Below are 17,080 nucleotides of genomic sequence, written 5' to 3' on the forward strand. Positions count from 1 at the left end.
CGATCGAATCGGCGCGCGGCTGATGTAGGACGGGCTTTGTGGCGCAAGGAGTGGGGGCCAGAATTAAATTTATGTATGCGACAATCCGACCGGGTGAATTTCGTGAACCTTATCAGGCCAGTGTAACTTTATTCAGGGCCAGCAGCGCGACGAAATCATCGCCCGAGAGATAGCCATGTTCGGTCTCGCGCTGCGTCGTCAGCGGGTCGAGGCCCTCAAGTGTTTCGTCGACGAAACCGGGATGGCACATCACCAGCCCGTCCTCGGGCATGCCGTCAAGAAAGCCGCGCATCAGTGCCGCGAAATCATTCTCGCGCGTAAAATCATAGGCGCCGGCGAAGGCTGGATTGAAGCGCAGGCCGGCTCGCTGCGCCTTGATCCGGAATTGGGTGCTGAGCACGTTCAGCACCAGCGCCTTCGGCGCCGTCAGCTGCCGCGCCAGCGGGCCTTCGCGTCCGCACTGCCGCACCCAGGCGTCCGGCGCGCGTTCCTTTACGGCGCGCAGGAAGCCGTCGCGCACCTGCGGGAAAAGCTGCGCGTGCTGGTGACCGTCGACGAAATCAGGCGCGCGGCCGAACAGGTCGTGGAACGCGTCGAGCTGCGCCAGCACTTCGGCGTGGACCAATTCGGCATCGAGCCGGTGCATCAGCCCGGCGCGCAACAACCTCGGAAAGGGCAGGAACATATCGCCGTCGAGCGGGCGGAAATGCATCGTCAGCGGCCGGAACGGCGCGGTCAGCGTGACGTGCAGTCCGATCGCGCAGCGCGGGCTTTTCGCCACCGACGCCTGCAGCGCGGCCGCCGCCTCGCGGCCGATCGCCGGCGTCACCATCATCACCGAGGTGGCATTGAGCCGGCCGCGCTCGATCAGGTCGCGGATCGCGCGGTTGACGCCGTCACTCAAGCCATAATCGTCAGCACACAGCCAGATCCGGCGCGGCGCGGTTTCGCTCATTCGGCGGCGGTCCGCTCGGTGGCGCTTTGCGCAGCGCCGCCGTCGGCGTGCTTCTCGGTGTGCTCGGCCACGAAGTAGATCGGCCGCGCCTTCAGCTCGGAGAGGATCTTGCCGATATATTCGCCGACGATGCCGATCATGATCAGTTGCACGCCGCCGATCGTCATCACGCCGATCATCAGCGACGGATAGCCGGGCACCTGCTTGCCGGTGGTCAAGACTTCCCACAGGATCGAAAGACCGAACAGGAAGGCCGCGCCGGCGAGCAGCGCGCCGAGCAGGCTGGCGAAGCGCAGCGGCGCCACCGAGAACGAGGTCAGGCCCTCGATCGAGAGGCCGATCAGCCGGCCGGCGTTGAAGGTGGTGACGCCGTGCGCGCGCGGCGCCGGCTCGTAGTCGACGCGGATCTGCTTGAAGCCGATCCAGCTGGCGAGGCCCTTGAAGAAGCGGTTGCGCTCCGGCAATTGCCGCAAGGCCGCGGCCGCACGCGGCGACAGCAGGCGGAAGTCGCCGGCATCCTCGGGGATCTGCTGCCGCGCGCCCCAGTTGATCAGCGAATAGAAGCCGCGCACGGCAAGCCGCCGCAACGCCGATTCATTGTCGCGATGCGCCTTCGCCGTGTAGACCACGTCGTAGCCGTCATCGATCCAGTGCGCGACCAGTTGCTCCACCAGCGTGGGCGGATGCTGGCCGTCGCCGTCCATGAACAGCACCGCGCCGCGGCGGGCATGGTCGAGGCCGGCCATCAGTGCCGCCTCCTTGCCGAAATTGCGCGACAGCGACACCACCTGCAGGTCGAGCCCGTCGGCGGGCAGGCCGCGGGCGATCGCCAGCGTGTTGTCGGCGCTGCCGTCGTCGACATAGACCACCTCGCAGGCAAGTCCGTAACGGGCACGCAGCGACCTTGCGAGGTCGATCAGCCGTTGGTGCAGCGCACTGAGCCCGGCGGCCTCGTTATAAACGGGTACGACGATGGACAGACCCTGCGCGGCGGCGGTCTTGGCGGTCGTGGTCAGGCTGGAAACGTCAGAGCCCAGCATCATCGGTCAGGTTCCAGAACTAGAGCGTTTTCGGGCGACATGGACGTCCGGTTCGCGTGAGGAAAACGCGTCACAACGAGAGATCATGCACACAATATGGTACCGGCGGCCGGCTGTCGCCAACATGAACGGCGCGGCTGACTCATTGTCGCAGGAACGCCTCGAGCCTGGCGAACAGCGGGTTCTCGCGGTCGAACACATAGTCCAGCGACACCACCGACACGGTCTCGGCGCCGTGCTCGCGCAGGAAGCTGCCGAGCGCGTAGAGCTTGCCCGGTGGGCAGTGCAGCGTAAGCATGCCCGACGAGGTCGGGCCGCCGAACGGGGCGACCACGCCGAAACGCTGATGCGCCTCGGCGAGCAGCGCATCGTTGCAGCCGGCGAAGCGGGTGCGCACCTCGCGGTACTTGCTGGCGCGGGCCCGCGCGGCGATGTGGTCGAGGATCACGCGCGCGGTCTCGCGGGCGCCGGTCGACCAGTCGGCATCCTTTGAGGCCACCAGATTGGCCTGGCTGCGCAGCATCACGCCGTCGTCGAGCACCTTGAGCCCGTTGGCGGCGAGCGTCGCGCCCGTGGTAGTGATATCGACGATCAATTCGGCGGTGCCGGCCGCGGGCGCGCCTTCAGTGGCGCCGGCGCTCTCGACGATGCGGTAGTCGCCGACGCCGTGCTTGGCGAAATAACCGCGCGTCAAATTGATGTATTTGGTCGCGACCCGCATTCGGTGATTGTGCTGCTCGCGGAAGCCCGAGGCGACGTCGTCGAGATCGGCCATGGTGCGGACGTCGATCCAGGCCTGCGGCACCGCGACCACGACATTGGCATAGCCGAAGCCGAGGCCTTCGATCATCAGCACGCGCTTGTCGGGATCCGGAATGCTCTCGCGCACCAGGTCCTCGCCGGTGACGCCGAGATGCACGGCGCCGCGCGCCAGATTGGCCGCGATCTCGCTCGCCGACAGATAGGCGATCTCGACATTGTCGACGCCGGCAATGGTGCCGCGATAATCGCGCGCGCCGCCGGCTTTCGACAGGGTCAGTCCGGCGCGGGCGAAGAAGCTTTCCGCGTTTTCCTGCAGGCGCCCCTTGGACGGAACGGCGACGACGAAGGGCGTGCTCATCGGACGTCTCCGCGCAGGGCCTTGCCGTGCCGGGTCATCGCCTCGATCCAGACCGAGAAGCCGACCGCGGGGATCGGATTGGCCGATCCGAGCTGCGACATCAGCCCGTCATAGCGGCCGCCCGCGACCAGCGGCTCGCTGCCGTTGCCCTTGGCGTGCAACTCGAATTCGAAGCCGGTGTAGTAGTCGAGGCCGCGGCCGAATGCGGTCGCGAACCGCGTTGTCCTGATGTCGATGCCGCGCGCGGCCATGAAGCCGACCCGGCTCTCGAACTGGTCGATCGCAGCGGCGAGGTTGAGCTTGGCGTCACTGGCCAGCGCGCGCAGCTGCGCGACCGCGTCGTCGGGATCGCCGGATATGGCGAGGAAGCGCTTGATGGTGGCGACCGCATCGCGCGGCAGCGCGCCGGCCTTCAAGGTCGATTGCTCGAGGAAGCGGTCGGCGATCTCGGCCACCGTGCGGCCGCCGACATTGGTGGTGCCGGCGATCGACATCAAATCGGTGACCAGCGCCAGCGCCGCCTTGCGGTCGGAGCCGGCCAGCGCCGCGAGCACGCCCTCATATTCGTTGCGGCCCGGCGCGGTCGCAAGCGTGAGCTGCTCGATGTCGTCGGTCAGCGAAACCTTGCGGTTGAAATCCTTGATCAGGCGGCGCCGCCACACCGGGTAGAGCTCCAGCGCGTCGATCAGCGCGTTGAACAGCGCGACGTCGCCAGTGCGGATCTCGACGTCCTTCAGCCCGAACGCCGTGGTCGCCTCCAGCGCCAGCGCCAGCATCTCGGCATCGGCCGCGGCGCGGTCCTGCCGTCCGAAGGATTCGATGCCGGCCTGCAGGAACTGGCTCGGCGCGCCGCCGCGATAGCGGAACACCGGGCCGAGATAGCTGAAGCCGGCCGGCTGGCCGGCGCGAGGCGAGGCGAGGTAGTCGCGCGCCACCGGGATCGTGAGATCCGGGCGCAGGCAGAGCTCTTCGCCGCTCGGGTCGGTGGTCAGATACAGGCTCTTGCGGATGTCCTCGCCGGACAGGTCGAGGAACGGCTCCGCCGGTTGCAGGATCGCGGGCTCGGACCTGACGTAGCCTGCCTGCGCGAACGAGGCCAGCAGCGCATCCGCCCATAAGGCGGATCCGGCGGCGGATCGTGGTGCGGCAGCTTCGGTCATCTCGAGGTCCAATTCGCCCCGAAATCGCGTTTCGAGGCAGGTTCCATAGGTGGTGTTGGCGGAGCCCTTAGCATGGCCGATCCATGGTTTCGACAGGGATCAGCCAAAGATCAGCCAAGTGGCTTAATGATTGGGTTCGTTAACGATTTTGCGACGGCTTGGCTAGGGGCCGGGCGCGCCGAGTTGCGCGTGAGGTGAGCACGCCTCTCAGGCTCCGTCCCCCGCAAGGGGGGAGGGAGCCCTCCCGCCGGTGTCTCCATCACCACCACCCCAATCGCCCAGCGCCGCCTGCACCAGCGCAAGCGCGGCGACGGCGGCGGTGTCGGCGCGCAGGATGCGCGGGCCGAGTGCGAGGCGAAGGATGCTGGGCCGGCGCAGCAGCAGCGCGCGCTCCTCCTCGGCAAAGCCGCCTTCGGGGCCGATCAGGACGTCGATCCCGGCGTTCGCAGCCTTTGCCGCCTGCAGCGCTTGCATTGGGTTCGCGACCTCGGCGGCCTCGTCGCAGAACACCAATAGCCGCGCCTCGTCGCGGCCGGCGAGGTAGCGCTCGAGCGGCACGGGATCGGCGACCTCGGCAAGCGAGATGATGCCGCATTGCTCGGCGGCCTCGACCACATTGGCGCGCATCCGCTCGCCATTGACCCGCGACACCTGGGTGAAGCGGGTCAGCACCGGCACCAGCCGCGCGGCGCCCATCTCCACCGCCTTCTGCACCATGTAATCAAGCCGCGCATGCTTCAGTGGCGCAAAAACATAGGTGACGTCGGGCAGGCGGTCCTGGGCGCGGGTCTGCGTCGTGATCGTCAGCGTGTCGGCGCGCTTGCGGCCGGAAATCGCCGCGCGCCATTCGCCGTCACGCCCGTTGAACACCAGCACGCTGTCCCCGGCGCCCAGCCGCAGCACGTTGCCGAGATAATTGCTCTGGTCGCGCTCGAGCGAAACACTTGCGCCGGCACCGAGCGGCGCATCGACGAACAAACGGGGGCTGCGGAAATCGTGTTCAGGCATGTTCGGGGAGGATCTTCAAATTCCCTGACGGGCATCGTTCGCCAGCGTTAAGATGGCTTCACTGCTGCTCGACAAGTTTACCAAACTGAACGACACCGTAATCTCGCGGACTCGCCATGAATTCGCGGGCCGGGTAGGAAGAAAGCGTCGATACATTGCTTCTGTCACCAAGTCATATTGGAAGTCCGAGGGGTCGCTTGCACGCGGCCCCTTTTGTGTTTCGGTCGGTGTGCGGAGCCGCGAATCCAAGCGGCATGGCCGGAAAATCCCGTTCAGGCAGATTTGATGGACCGGCCGTGCCGCCGTTGGTAGCCTAAAGGCTTAGAATCCGGGAACAATTTAATATGGCCGGTGTGGCCCTACGCCGCGCTGTCGCCAAAATCCACGGGTTGTTAAGGGCTCACAGGAATCGTAAAACGCCCCCAAAATTCGTTGCTTCGTTTTGTTGCGCTGGGGTTGCCTGGACCTTTTGCCGGAGAAACACCCTCGATGATCCGCCGACTGATCGTGCTGACCGTTGCCGCGACCGCCCTGTCTGCGGGGTGCGCGGCCGCCCAGAGCGCTTTTCCGGCTCCGCTGCCTGGACAGGCCGGCTCCGTCAACGACCCCGCGTTTCCTCCGGTGAACGGCGCGCGTCCGGCCAGGGCCGCGACCGCCCCGGATTCGGCATTCCCGCCGGTCAACGGTGCGCCGGCCGCCAGGGTCGGTGCCGCGCCGTCGGCATTTCCGACCAATGGTGCAGCTCCGATCGCGGGTGGCGGTCTGTCATCGCCGCCGCCCCCGCCGGGTGCCGGCGGCGGTGCCGCCGGTGATGCCTGCATGAAGGATTTCGTTCCGCTGCGCGAGGAGACCGAGAAGCGCGGCAAAGCGATCAAGGCGGCGAGCGACCGGCACGCCAGTCCCCAGGAGGCGTGCAAGCTGATCGGCAATTACAGCCAGGCCGAAATCAGGATGATCAAATATGTCGACACCAATGCGTCGAAATGCGGAATCCCGCCGCAGATCTCCGATCAGCTCAAGACCGGCCACAAGAACACCGAAGCGTTGCTGAAGAAGGTCTGCAATGTCGCGGAGCAGGCTGCGGCGCAGCCGCGCGGGCCCGCGGGGCCGTCGCTCAGCGACGTGCTCGGCTCGTCCGCCTCACTGCCGGAAGCGACCCCGACCAAGAAGGGCGGCAGCACCTTCGACACGTTGAACGGCAACGTGCTGACCCGATAATGGATCGCGCAATGGCTGGCTGCAGATGAGCGACGTTTCCGCCCGCGTTGCCGACTCCACAGGCAACTGGGTGGATACCCATGCGCCGGTCTGGTCGCGGCCCTATCTGCGGCTTGCGCGCTACGATCGGCCGATCGGCTCCTGGCTGCTGTTGATGCCATGCTGGTGGTCGGCGGCACTCGCCGCCGGCGTCGCGCATGATGTTCGCTCGCTGCCGCTCGTCGTGCTGCTGTTCTTCATCGGCGCCTTCGTGATGCGCGGCGCCGGCTGCACCTGGAACGACATCACCGACCGCGATCTCGACGCCAAGGTCGAGCGCACGCGGTCGCGGCCGATCCCGGCCGGGCAGGTGAGCGTGACGCAGGCGGTGGTCTTCATGGTCGCGCAGGCGCTGATCGGGCTGCTCGTGCTGCTGCAGTTCAACCGCTTCGCAGTCATGACCGGCATCGCCTCGCTCGTGATCGTCGCGATCTATCCGTTCATGAAGCGGATCACCTGGTGGCCGCAGGTCGTGCTCGGCCTCGCTTTCTCCTACGGCGCCCTGATGGGATTCGCGGTAACGCTCGAACGCATCGATCTGACTGCGATCGCACTCTACGCCGGATCGATCGCCTGGGTGATCGCCTACGACACCATCTACGCCCACCAGGACGCCGAGGATGATGCGCTGATCGGCGTCAAATCGACCGCGCGGCTGTTCGGTGCACGCACCCATCGCGCGCTGGTGATCTTCTATGGCCTCGCCGTGCTGCTGATCGGCACAGCGTTTGCGCTTGCTGGCGCGCGCTGGCCGGCCTGGATCGGCCTTGCGGCATTCGCGCTGCATCTTGGCTGGCAGGTCCGGCGGCTTGACACCAGCGACGGCGCGCTCTGCCTGCGCATCTTCAAATCCAACCGCGATGCCGGCTTCATCCTGTTCGCGAGCCTGGTCGTCGATGCGGTGATGCGGGCGGCTTGACGGCTTCCGTCATTCCCCTGCGGCCCGATGGATTGCGGGTTCTCGCTTCGCGAGTTGAATCGAGCAGCATCCTCGGGTCGTCCCGGCGAAGGCCGGGACCCATAACCACCGATACTGCTTGTTGTGTGATGCTGGAACGACGAATCCCCGTCAGCAACATCTGCTGCGGCGTATGGGTCCCGGCCTTCGCCGGGACGACACCGATTTTGTGGCGAATAGAACGCCAGACGACGAAACTAATCCCGCGCGATGATCTCGCGCTCGTCGCGATGCACGCTCGCTTCGTTGAGGCGGAAACCGGTACGGCGGCGGACCAGGAATTTCGGGCGGCGGGCGCGGATCGCGTTGCGGCGGCGGCGGCGCGGGGAAGGCATCCGCGGCGGCGGCTCGGTCAGTTGCGGCAGGCGGAAGATGTCGCTCCACATCTGCCAGGCGGAGTTGATTTCGTCGGCGTCCGAACTGGCGCCGAGCGGAATGGAGAGCGCGGGATCGCGGTGAACCAGCACCAGCATCTGCGCGTCGTCGATGCCGCGCACCGCGACGCCGAGGAAATCGCTGACGCGAACATTGACCGCCATCCGCATGCCGCGGACGGCGCGGCGCAGCACGACATGTTCGCGATGAAGCTCGACCTGCCGCGTGCCGCCGTCCGCGCGCGCATCCTGCGCGTGGAAAGAGAGCGGAAGGGAAAGAGGGTCGAGCCGCATTGCGCAGCTCGACCCGGCGGAATTGATTCCGCTTGTTGGTGTTTGACGCCTCAAAGCTCTAGTCTCCCCGCCGGAATTATGTTCCCGGTCGATGTGTGAGAGCCTAGCCGAGCGACGGCCGTTTCAGCTTAAAAAGCCTGGTTAATCGCTCCTCACCTGGCGCCATGATTGACAAGAGGTTGGCCCGCATGATTGACGAAGCCTTGCGCCGATCACTCAAATCTTTGTTGCCCGCCGGCGCAAAGTGCTTGAAATCCCTGTGAATCCGGCACATCTGGTGAGGTCTGTCGACCTCGTTCCGGGCTCCCCTCAATCCGCAGGAATTCGTTCGTGAACTCTTCACCATCTGCATCGCGACACGGTGATACCTCCGATCTGTTCGACCAATCCGCGCTCAGCGACCTCGCGCAGCGTCTGGTCGATGCCGCCAGGCGTGCGGGCGCCGACGCCGCCGATGCCATCGCGGTGCGCGGCGTCTCGCAAGGCGTCGAGGTGCGCGATGGCCGCGTCGAGGAAACCGAGCGCTCCGAGGGCGACGACGTTGGCCTCCGGGTGTTCGTCGGCCAGCGCCAGGCTGTTGTCTCGACCAACGACGTCACCGGCGACGGGATCGCAAAGCTCGCCGAGCGCGCGGTGGCGATGGCGCGCGTGGCGCCGGACGATAAATATGTCGGCCTGGCCGATCCGGCGCTGCTTGCGCATGATTTCCCCGATCTCGATCTGCTCGACCGCAACGTCCCGAGCACGGCCGAGCTCGAGCAGCGCGCCATCGCGGCGGAGGCCGCGGCGCTCGCGGTCAAGGGTGTCACCAAGTCCGGCGGTGCGTCGGCCTCGACCGGGATCGGCGGCATGGTGCTGGTGACTTCCACCGGCTTTCACGGTTCCTATCTGCGCTCCAGCCACGGCATCTCGACGACGGCGATCTCCGGCGAGGGCACCGGCATGGAGCGTGACTACGACTTCACCAGCGCGCCGCACGCCTCCGATCTCGATTCACCCGCGACCGTCGGCCGCAAGGCCGGCGAGCGCGCGGTGGCGCGGTTCAATCCGCGCAAGGTCGAGACCTGCAAAGTGCCGGTCGTGTTCGATCCGCGGGTTGCCGGCTCGATCGTCGGCCATCTGGTCGGCGCCATCAACGGCGCCTCGATTGCGCGCAAGACCAGCTTCCTGAAGGACAAGCTCGGCGAACAGCTGTTCTCCAAGGACATCCGTATCATCGACGATCCCTTGCGCGTGCGCGGCCTGCGCTCGCAGACTTTCGATGCCGAGGGCGTCAAGGTGAAGAAGATCGCGCTGATCGACGAAGGCGTGCTGACCACCTGGGTGTTGGACTCCGCGACCGCGCGCGAACTCGGCCTGGTCACGACCGGGCACGCGCATCGCGGCGTGTCGTCGTCGCCGTCGCCCGGAACCTATAATCTCCATCTCGAGCCCGGCGCGGTGACGCCGAAGCAGCTGATCTCCGACATCAAGCAGGGCTTCTATGTCACCGACCTGATCGGCTCCGGCGTCAACGGCGTGACCGGCGATTACAGCCGCGGTGCCTCCGGCTTCTGGATCGAGAATGGCGAGATCACCTATCCGGTCAGCGAGGTGACCATCGCCGGCCATCTGCTGCCGATGTTCAAGTCGCTGGTCGCAGCCAACGATCTCGAGTTCCGTTACGGCGTCAATTCGCCGACCCTGCGCATCGAGGGCTTGACGCTTGGCGGACGCTGATACGGACGACTGGACCAAGGCGCGCGATGCCGCCTTGCTGACCAGATCGGTGCAGGAGGCGGGCCGGCTCGCGCTGTCGTTGTTCCGCACCGAATTGAAGAACTGGACCAAGGGCGCGTCCTCGCCGGTCTCCGAGGCCGACATCGCGGTCAACGATCTGCTGGAGCAGCAGCTGCGCTCGGCGACGCCTGGCTATGGGTGGTTGTCGGAGGAGAGCGCCGACAACGAGAGCAGGCTCGGCAAGCGCTTCACCTGGATCGTCGATCCGATCGATGGCACCCGCGCCTATCTCGCCGGGCGTGAGGATTGGTGCGTCAGTGTGGCGCTGGTTGAAAATGCGGCTCCGGTGCTCGCGGCGGTGTATGCGCCGGTGAGCGAGGAATTCTTCTTTGCCGCGCGCGGGCAGGGTGCCATCCTTAATGACGCCGCCGTGCACGCAACCGCAGGCACCGATTTCGATTTTCCCCGCATGGCCGGACCGAAACCGCTGGTGCAGCGGCTCAGCCCGTCGCCGGACGAGATCACGTTGTTTCCGCGGATCGGATCGCTGGCGTTGCGGCTGTGCCGCGTAGCACAAGGTCGACTTGACGCGGCCTTTGCGGGCGGGCAAAGCCGCGACTGGGATCTTGCCGCCGCGAATTTGATCGTGCAGGAAGCGGGTGGTAAGATGACCGCGCTCTCGGGGGATGCGATTGAGTACAATCGCCGGGAGGTGACGCATGGGGTGCTGGTGGCAGCAGGACGCGAACGTCATGCACGTATTGTCGAGCATTTTCGCAGCCGTCCATTGCCGTGAGGCCCCGCCGATCCGCTCCGCGCTTCCGATTGTGACGACCAGACTTGCGACAGACTTGTGACGATCAGACTTGTGACGACCAGACCTGTAACGACCACGACTTCAGTGCTTTGCCGGGCATCTCGTTAGGAAAACCACCATCATGTCAGACAATGCCCAGCCGCAACTGCTTCACCTCGTGATCGGCGGCGAGTTGACCGATCTCGAGCACAACACCTTCAAGAATCTGGACGAAGTCGAGATCGTCGGAGTCTACCCGAACTACGCGACCGCCTATGCGGCCTGGAAGGCGAAAGCGCAGCAGACCGTGGACAACGCCCAGATGCGCTACTTCGTCGTTCACCTCCACCGGTTGCTCGATCCTGAGCAGGACACAAAGCACTCCCATTGAAACGACTTCTTCGCGATCTGCTGCGCAGCGGCTTCGTGCAGCGCGCGCTGGGTGTGCTTGCGGCCGAATATCTGCGGCTGGTCTGGTACACCAACCGCTTCAGCTACCAGCCCTCTGACGTGTACGGGATCGTCGAGCCCCTGATGCCGGCGATCTTCGTGTTCTGGCACGGCCAGCACTTCATGACGCCGTTCATCAAGACCAAGGCGAGCTACCGCGCCAAGGTCCTGATCTCCCGCCACCGCGACGGCGAGTTCAATGCGCTTGCAGTGGAGCGGCTCGGCATCGGCACCATCAGGGGTTCCGGCGACCATTCCGGCGCGTTCCACCGCAAGGGCGGCGTCGGCGCCTTCCTGGAGATGGTTCGGACGCTGGAAGACGGCTGCAACATGGCCACCACGGCCGACGTGCCGAAGCGGGCGCGGGTGGCGGGTCTCGGGGCCATCATGCTGGCGCGGGAGAGCGGCCGGCCGATCATCCCGTTCGCGATGGTCACCAGCCGCTTCATCCGGTTGAAAAACTGGGATTCGACCACCATCAATTTGCCATTCGGGCGCGGCGCAGTGGTAGGTATTGAGCCGGTCTATGTACCGCCGGATGCCGATGCCGCGACGATGGAAAAGCTTCGGCAGCACGTGGAGAATCTGCTCAATGAAGCGACCCGGCGCGCCTATGCTGCCGTCGGGCGGCCGGAGGCAACGCTTGGCTAGCTCGCTCCCGATGACGTTGCGTGTTTACCGCAAGCTGTCGTCCGCGATGGTGCCTGTGGTGCCTGCCCTGATCAAGCGGCGGCTCAAGCTCGGCAAGGAAGATCCCGAACGCGTCGGCGAGCGGCGTGGCGTGAGCGGCGATGTCAGGCCGCAGGGTCCGCTGGTCTGGATCCACGGCGCGAGCGTCGGCGAGGTGCTGGCGGCGGTGGGGTTGATCGAGCGGCTGCGCGCGCTCAATTTGCGCATCCTGCTCACCTCCGGCACTGTGACGTCGGCCGCGATCGTGGCCAAGCGGTTTCCGCCCGACGTGATCCATCAATACGTGCCGTATGACTCGCCGCGCTATGTCGCGCGTTTTCTCGATCACTGGCACCCGTCGCTGGCGCTGTTCATCGAGTCCGATTTGTGGCCGAACCTGATCCTGTCCTGCGCCGCGCGGCGGCTGCCGATGGTCCTGATCAACGGGCGGATGTCGCCGCGTTCGTTCCCGCGCTGGCGTCGGCTCTCCAACACCATCGAGGCGCTGCTCGGACGGTTCGACATCTGCCTCGCGCAGTCGAACACCGACGCCGAACGCTTTGCCGCGCTCGGCAGCCACAACGTCGTCGTCACCGGCAATCTCAAGCTCGACGTCGCCGCGCCGCCGGCCGATCCCGCCAAGCTGGAGCGGCTGATGTCGGTGACGCGCGGCCGCGCCATCGTGGTCGCCGCTTCCACCCATCCCGGCGAGGAAGAGATCCTGATCGAGGCGCACAAATCGCTCGCCAAATTCTTCCCCGGGCTGCTCACGGTGATCGTGCCGCGGCACGCCCATCGCGGTGAGGCGGTCGCACAGCTCGTGACGGCTGCCGGCCTGCGCCCCAGTCTGCGCTCGCACGAGGACCTGCCGGTCGCGACGACGGATATCTATGTCGCCGACACCATGGGCGAGCTCGGCCTGTTCTACCGCCTCGCGCCGATCGTGTTCATGGGCGGCTCGCTGGTCCCGCATGGCGGCCAGAATCCGATCGAGGCGATCAAGCTTGGCGCTGCGATCGTGCACGGCCCGCACGTGTTCAATTTCACCGACGTCTATGATGCGCTCGATCGCGGCGGCGGCGCGCGGCTTGCCGATGACCGGGACGCGCTGGTCAAGCAGCTCGGCCAGTTCCTTGCCGATCCCGCCGCACGCGACACCTCGCTCGCCGCCTCCGAGCGCGTCGTCGAACAGCTTGGTGGTGCGCTGGAGCGCACGGTGACCGCTCTCGAGCCCTATCTGTTGCAGTTGCGGCTCGAGATGGGAGCCGCCAATGCGTGAGCCGGCCTTCTGGCACCGGCCGACGTCTTGGATCGCATCTCTGTTGAGTCCTCTTGCCGCGCTGTACGGCGCGGTCGCCGCGCGGCGGATGCGGCGCCCCGGCGCCGATGCCGGCATTCCCGTGATCTGCGTCGGCAACTATCATGTCGGCGGTGCCGGCAAGACGCCGACGGTGCTGGCACTGGCGAAATTGTTGCGCGAGCTCGACGAGCGGCCGGTGGTGCTGAGCCGCGGCTATGGCGGCAGGCTCGAAGGCCCGGTCAAGGTCGATCGTGACAGGCACTCGGCGGCCGATGTCGGCGACGAGCCGCTGATGATGGCGGCGTCCTTGCCGGTGGTGGTGTCGCGCGACCGCGCCGCGGGCCTCGCGCTGGCGCGCGCGCAGGATGCCAGCGTGATCCTGATGGATGACGGTTTCCAGAATCCGTCCGTGGCCAAGAACGTCAGCCTGATCGTGATCGACGCCATGCGCGGCGTCGGCAACGGCCGCGTCATTCCGGCAGGCCCGTTGCGTGCACCGCTGTCGCCGCAGCTCGCGCGGACCGACGCGTTGGTCGTGGTCGGCGAGGGGAGCGCGGCAGCAAAGATCGCCGCCGATCTCGCGTCGCGTGGCAAGCCGGTCTTGTCTGCACGTCTGAAGCCGGACCAGGCTTCGCTGGCGGCGCTCGGCGGCGAGCGGGTGCTCGCCTTTGCCGGCATCGGCGATCCCGCGCGCTTCTTCAACACGCTGCGCTCAAGCGGCGTCGACGTCGTCCGTAGCAGGGCCTTTGCCGATCACCACGCCTTCACGGCGGACGAGATCGAACAGCTCACGGCCGGCGCGAAAGCTGACGCCTTGACGCTGGTGACGACGGAAAAGGATCTGGCGCGGCTGCGCGATCCGCGCGGGATGCCGGCCTCGGCACAGGCGATCGTGCCGTTCGCGGTGACGATGCAATTCGACGATGGGGCTGCGCTGCGGCGCTTCGTGACCGATCAGCTGTTCAAGGCGCGGGACAGCAAGCTGCGCGGATGAGCCCGGCCTCGGGCTCAGGCCTGCGGCTTGAGCACGCCGGGATGGTGGCGCTGCAGCACGGCGGTCGGCGTGGCGTAGGCCTCCTGCAGGTCGACGCTCCAGTACTTCAGCTCGTCGAGCGGGATCCGGACGTCGGTGATGGCACAACGCACAAAGGTGCCGGGCGAGATCACGCGGAAATCGCCATCGAGATATTGCACCTGCGCTTCGCCATGGCCCGAGGGACCGAACTTGTTCAGCACGTTTGAGCTCTCCGCCTTGCCTCCGATGAGGCACTCCAAATGTTCATGAATCCGTCTATCACAGATAGGGTGTCATGTCCGCCCGTTAAACCACCGACTTGTGATGATTTGGCGGCGAAAGCGCGTGGTACCGTTGCCGATGTGGTCCGCTGTGTTGGCAGCGCCATAACGAGCCGGCCGGATCGGATGCGCCTCAAGTCAGTTCTCATCTGCCTCGCGATGCTTGCCCTGCCGGCCGCGGCTGCGGCGCCGCTTCCGGCCCCACGCCAGGTCGAGATTGCCGAAGGCAATATCACACTGCATGCGCAGCTCTACCGGCCCGATGGTGACGGCCCGTTCCCGACGGTGATTGCGCTGCATGGCTGCGGCGGTCTCGCCGGCCATTCCGAGCCGGTCGCACCGCGCTATCGCGACTGGGCCGAGCAGTTGCTCACATCGGGCCATGCGGTGCTGCTGCCGGACAGCTACCGCTCGCGCGAGCTCGGGCCGCAGTGCCGCATCAGGGAGCATCAGGTCCAGAACCGCCGGGCGCGGGTCGCCGACATCAATGCCGCGCGGCAGTGGCTGGTGCAGCAGAAATGGGTGGCGAAGAACCGCATCAGCCTGATCGGCTGGGGCAATGGCGCGGCTGCTCTGCTGTGGGCGGTCCGGCCGCAGCTGTGGTCGCGCAACGCCGAGCCGGACTTCCGCTCGGCAGTCGCGTTCTATCCGGACTGCCGCACCTCGTTCGGCCTCGGCTGGAGCGCGCGGGTGCCGACGCTGGTTCTGATCGGTGCCCGCGACGATGTGACGTCGTCATCGGCCTGCCACCAGATGATCGACGGCGCGCGCGGCCGCAGCGCGCTGGCGCGGATCGTGATCTATCCCGAGGCGTATCACGATTTCGACCGGGCCAATCTGCCGCTGCATGCGGTCGCGGCCTCCGATGCCGATATGGCGGAGCGTGGACACATCGGCACCGATGCGGACGCGCGCAAGGATGCGCAGAAGCAGGTCGCCGAGTGGCTGTCGCGCTAGAATAAACTCCCTTGGTCTTCCGGCTTGACGGCGCGCTTCGGCGCCGCCGGTTTCGCCTCGCGCTGAGGCTTCGGCTGGCTCTCGGGCGTTGCCGTTGCCGCGGGCTGATCGGCATTGGTGGTGGCGGCGACGCGGCCATCGGCGAATTCGATCGACAGGCTGGCGTTGGGGCCGACCGCCGCCGCGGAATGCAGTGCGTGTCCGTGCGCGTCGCGCACCAGCGCGAAGCCGCGCGCCAGCACGCCGCGATAGGACAGCGCCGACAGCAATTGTCCGCGGTGGGCGACGCGTGCCTCCAGCCGCTGCAGCGTCGTCAGCAGCGCGCGGCGGGCGCGCTCGGCGAGGCGGTGGGTGCGCTCCAGATCGCGCGCGATCGCGGTGCGCTGCGCCTTGGCATTGGCGAGCTTCGAGGCTTTGAGCCGGATTTCGAGCCCGCTGAAGCGCTCGCGCCGGCGATGCAGCAGCGCGCGCGCCGACAGCGTGATGCGCTCGCCGGATGCGGTGAGCCGCTGCCGCGCATGCGCGACCTGGCCGCGCAGCACGCCGATGGTGAGCCGCGAGCTCGACGCGGCAAAGCGGCGGAAATGCGCATGCGTGTTGGCCTTCAGCCCGCGCGGCAGCCCGGCTGCGAGATGGTCGAGCCGCTGCCGCGGGATCGCGAGCAGTTCATTTGCCGCCGGCAGCGCACGCGCTGCGGCGCGCAGCTCGGTGCGGCGGGCCTCCTGGCCGCGCTGCCAGCACACCATGGTGCGGCGGGCCAGCGCGGCAATCTCGACGAACAGTTCGCTGCGCACCGGCACCGCCATTTCGGCGGCGGCGGTCGGCGTCGGCGCGCGCTTGTCGGCGACGAAATCGATCAGCGTGATGTCGGTCTCGTGGCCCACCGCCGAGATCAGCGGGATGTGGCTGTCGGCCGCGGCGCGGACCACGATCTCTTCGTTGAACGACCAGAGGTCCTCCAGCGAGCCGCCGCCGCGCGCGACGATCAACAGGTCAGGCCGCGGAATCCGGCCGCCCGCCGGCAGCGCATTGAAGCCGCGGATCGCGGCCGCGACCTGTTCGGCCGAGCCGTCGCCCTGCACCTTGACCGGCCACACCAGCACCCGGCGGGGAAAGCGGTCCTCGAGGCGATGCAGGATGTCGCGGATCACGGCGCCGGTCGGAGAGGTGACGACGCCGATCACCTCCGGCAGCCAGGGCAACAGCTGCTTGCGCGCCTCGTCGAACAGGCCTTCGGCCGCGAGCTTCTTCTTGCGCTCCTCCATCAGCGCCATCAGCGCGCCGACGCCGGCCGGCTCCAGCGAGTCGATGACGATCTGGTATTTCGAGGAGTTCGGATAGGTGGTCAGCTTACCGGTGGCGATGACCTCGAGCCCTTCCTGCGGCTTGAAGCGCATCCTTGCGTGGGCGAACTTCCAGATCACCGCCTCGATCTTGGCGCTCTCGTCCTTCAGGGCGAAATAGCAATGGCCGGAGGAGTGCGGTCCGCGGAAGCCGGAGATCTCGCCGCGGACGCGGACATGGCCGAACCGGTCCTCCACCGTCCGCTTCAGGGCGGAGGAGAGTTCCGAGACGGTGAATTCGGGCGCGTTGACGAGGCTAGGCGCGGCAGCGGTCATTTGCAGGTGATTCGGCTGTTTGTGAGCTTCACCGCAACGTAGGGACTTTTGTCCGCCATCGCCAACCGCGGGCTTGCTTGTGCATATACTCTGTGATATAGAGTTCTC

The 17,080-nt window shown here is 66.7% G+C and carries 17 protein-coding genes; 9 read left to right on the forward strand and 8 right to left on the reverse strand.

All coding sequences use genetic code 11. The annotated features are described in order from the left end of the window. Positions 1-112 precede the first annotated feature (112 nt). From JQ507_04580 to JQ507_04600, 5 genes are all read right to left on the reverse strand, one after another. Positions 113-955, reverse strand: coding sequence for a ChbG/HpnK family deacetylase (locus JQ507_04580; protein ID QRI70810.1), 843 nt, complete (start codon positions 953-955; stop codon positions 113-115). Beyond that, positions 952-1,998: a glycosyltransferase family 2 protein gene (locus JQ507_04585; protein ID QRI70811.1), complete on the reverse strand. Its 1,047-nt coding sequence runs from the start codon at positions 1,996-1,998 to the stop codon at positions 952-954. The genes JQ507_04580 and JQ507_04585 overlap by 4 nt, the downstream gene beginning before the upstream one ends. 139 nt (positions 1,999-2,137) lie before the next feature. Further along, positions 2,138-3,115: an ATP phosphoribosyltransferase gene (locus JQ507_04590; GenBank protein ID QRI70812.1), complete on the reverse strand. Its 978-nt coding sequence runs from the start codon at positions 3,113-3,115 to the stop codon at positions 2,138-2,140. Continuing rightward, positions 3,112-4,275, reverse strand: coding sequence for an ATP phosphoribosyltransferase regulatory subunit (locus JQ507_04595; GenBank protein ID QRI70813.1), 1,164 nt, complete (start codon positions 4,273-4,275; stop codon positions 3,112-3,114). The genes JQ507_04590 and JQ507_04595 overlap by 4 nt, the downstream gene beginning before the upstream one ends. Before the next feature lie 207 nt (positions 4,276-4,482). After that, entirely contained in the window at positions 4,483-5,283 is an 801-nt protein-coding gene (locus JQ507_04600; GenBank protein QRI70814.1) for a 16S rRNA (uracil(1498)-N(3))-methyltransferase, read from the reverse strand. Positions 5,284-5,772: 489 nt separating this feature from the next. Between JQ507_04600 and JQ507_04605 the strand changes: the two genes are divergently transcribed. Both JQ507_04605 and JQ507_04610 read left to right on the forward strand, forming a co-directional pair. Next, a complete protein-coding gene (locus JQ507_04605; GenBank protein ID QRI70815.1) occupies positions 5,773-6,501 on the forward strand; it encodes a hypothetical protein in 729 nt (242 codons plus the stop codon). A 25-nt stretch (positions 6,502-6,526) separates the two neighbouring features. Further along, positions 6,527-7,459 (forward strand): 4-hydroxybenzoate octaprenyltransferase, encoded by a 933-nt coding sequence (locus JQ507_04610; GenBank protein QRI70816.1) that lies wholly within the window; start codon positions 6,527-6,529, stop codon positions 7,457-7,459. Between the two features lie 236 nt (positions 7,460-7,695). Here JQ507_04610 and JQ507_04615 read toward each other — a convergent pair whose 3' ends face one another. Further along, the gene (locus tag JQ507_04615; GenBank protein ID QRI70817.1) at positions 7,696-8,220 is read right to left on the reverse strand and encodes a hypothetical protein; all 525 of its coding nucleotides are present in this window, start codon (positions 8,218-8,220) and stop codon (positions 7,696-7,698) included. A 276-nt stretch (positions 8,221-8,496) separates the two neighbouring features. Here JQ507_04615 and JQ507_04620 point away from each other — a divergent pair, with 276 nt between their 5' ends. The 6 genes from JQ507_04620 (at position 8,497) to JQ507_04645 (ending at position 14,094) form a co-directional block, all read left to right on the forward strand. Beyond that, a complete protein-coding gene (locus tag JQ507_04620) occupies positions 8,497-9,885 on the forward strand; it encodes a TldD/PmbA family protein (GenBank protein ID QRI70818.1) in 1,389 nt (462 codons plus the stop codon). After that, entirely contained in the window at positions 9,872-10,681 is an 810-nt protein-coding gene (locus tag JQ507_04625; protein ID QRI70819.1) for a 3'(2'),5'-bisphosphate nucleotidase CysQ, read from the forward strand. The genes JQ507_04620 and JQ507_04625 overlap by 14 nt, the downstream gene beginning before the upstream one ends. Before the next feature lie 142 nt (positions 10,682-10,823). Next, a complete protein-coding gene (locus JQ507_04630; protein QRI70820.1) occupies positions 10,824-11,072 on the forward strand; it encodes a DUF4170 domain-containing protein in 249 nt (82 codons plus the stop codon). Then, the gene (locus JQ507_04635; protein ID QRI70821.1) at positions 11,069-11,782 is read left to right on the forward strand and encodes a lysophospholipid acyltransferase family protein; all 714 of its coding nucleotides are present in this window, start codon (positions 11,069-11,071) and stop codon (positions 11,780-11,782) included. The genes JQ507_04630 and JQ507_04635 overlap by 4 nt, the downstream gene beginning before the upstream one ends. Then, a complete protein-coding gene (locus JQ507_04640; protein QRI73176.1) occupies positions 11,745-13,079 on the forward strand; it encodes a 3-deoxy-D-manno-octulosonic acid transferase in 1,335 nt (444 codons plus the stop codon). Before JQ507_04635 ends, JQ507_04640 begins: the two co-directional genes overlap by 38 nt. After that, positions 13,072-14,094, forward strand: a complete 1,023-nt coding sequence (locus JQ507_04645; GenBank protein ID QRI70822.1) for a tetraacyldisaccharide 4'-kinase — start codon at positions 13,072-13,074, stop codon at positions 14,092-14,094. The genes JQ507_04640 and JQ507_04645 overlap by 8 nt, the downstream gene beginning before the upstream one ends. 14 nt (positions 14,095-14,108) lie before the next feature. Here the strand turns inward: JQ507_04645 and JQ507_04650 are convergent, their stop codons facing one another. Beyond that, a complete protein-coding gene (locus JQ507_04650) occupies positions 14,109-14,336 on the reverse strand; it encodes a DUF2093 domain-containing protein (GenBank protein ID QRI70823.1) in 228 nt (75 codons plus the stop codon). Between the two features lie 186 nt (positions 14,337-14,522). Between JQ507_04650 and JQ507_04655 the strand changes: the two genes are divergently transcribed. After that, entirely contained in the window at positions 14,523-15,353 is an 831-nt protein-coding gene (locus JQ507_04655; GenBank protein QRI70824.1) for a dienelactone hydrolase family protein, read from the forward strand. Here JQ507_04655 and JQ507_04660 read toward each other — a convergent pair. After that, entirely contained in the window at positions 15,350-16,972 is a 1,623-nt protein-coding gene (locus tag JQ507_04660; protein QRI70825.1) for an exodeoxyribonuclease VII large subunit, read from the reverse strand. The two genes, JQ507_04655 and JQ507_04660, sit on opposite strands and share 4 nt — an antisense overlap. Between the last annotated feature and the right edge of the window lie 108 nt (positions 16,973-17,080).

Origin of the sequence: Bradyrhizobium sp. PSBB068, from assembly GCA_016839165.1 — a bacterium.
In the GTDB taxonomy this organism is placed as follows: Bacteria; Pseudomonadota; Alphaproteobacteria; order Rhizobiales; family Xanthobacteraceae; genus Bradyrhizobium.

Coding starts and splice junctions, on each gene's coding strand:
- JQ507_04580 (QRI70810.1), bottom strand. CDS start 955: ATGAGCGAAACCGCGCCGCGCCGGATCTGGCTGTGTGCTGACGATTAT.
- JQ507_04585 (QRI70811.1), bottom strand. CDS start 1,998: ATGATGCTGGGCTCTGACGTTTCCAGCCTGACCACGACCGCCAAGACC.
- JQ507_04590 (QRI70812.1), bottom strand. CDS start 3,115: ATGAGCACGCCCTTCGTCGTCGCCGTTCCGTCCAAGGGGCGCCTGCAG.
- JQ507_04595 (QRI70813.1), bottom strand. CDS start 4,275: ATGACCGAAGCTGCCGCACCACGATCCGCCGCCGGATCCGCCTTATGG.
- JQ507_04600 (QRI70814.1), bottom strand. CDS start 5,283: ATGCCTGAACACGATTTCCGCAGCCCCCGTTTGTTCGTCGATGCGCCG.
- JQ507_04605 (QRI70815.1), top strand. CDS start 5,773: ATGATCCGCCGACTGATCGTGCTGACCGTTGCCGCGACCGCCCTGTCT.
- JQ507_04610 (QRI70816.1), top strand. CDS start 6,527: ATGAGCGACGTTTCCGCCCGCGTTGCCGACTCCACAGGCAACTGGGTG.
- JQ507_04630 (QRI70820.1), top strand. CDS start 10,824: ATGTCAGACAATGCCCAGCCGCAACTGCTTCACCTCGTGATCGGCGGC.
- JQ507_04640 (QRI73176.1), top strand. CDS start 11,745: ATGCTGCCGTCGGGCGGCCGGAGGCAACGCTTGGCTAGCTCGCTCCCG.
- JQ507_04645 (QRI70822.1), top strand. CDS start 13,072: ATGCGTGAGCCGGCCTTCTGGCACCGGCCGACGTCTTGGATCGCATCT.
- JQ507_04655 (QRI70824.1), top strand. CDS start 14,523: ATGCGCCTCAAGTCAGTTCTCATCTGCCTCGCGATGCTTGCCCTGCCG.
- JQ507_04660 (QRI70825.1), bottom strand. CDS start 16,972: ATGACCGCTGCCGCGCCTAGCCTCGTCAACGCGCCCGAATTCACCGTC.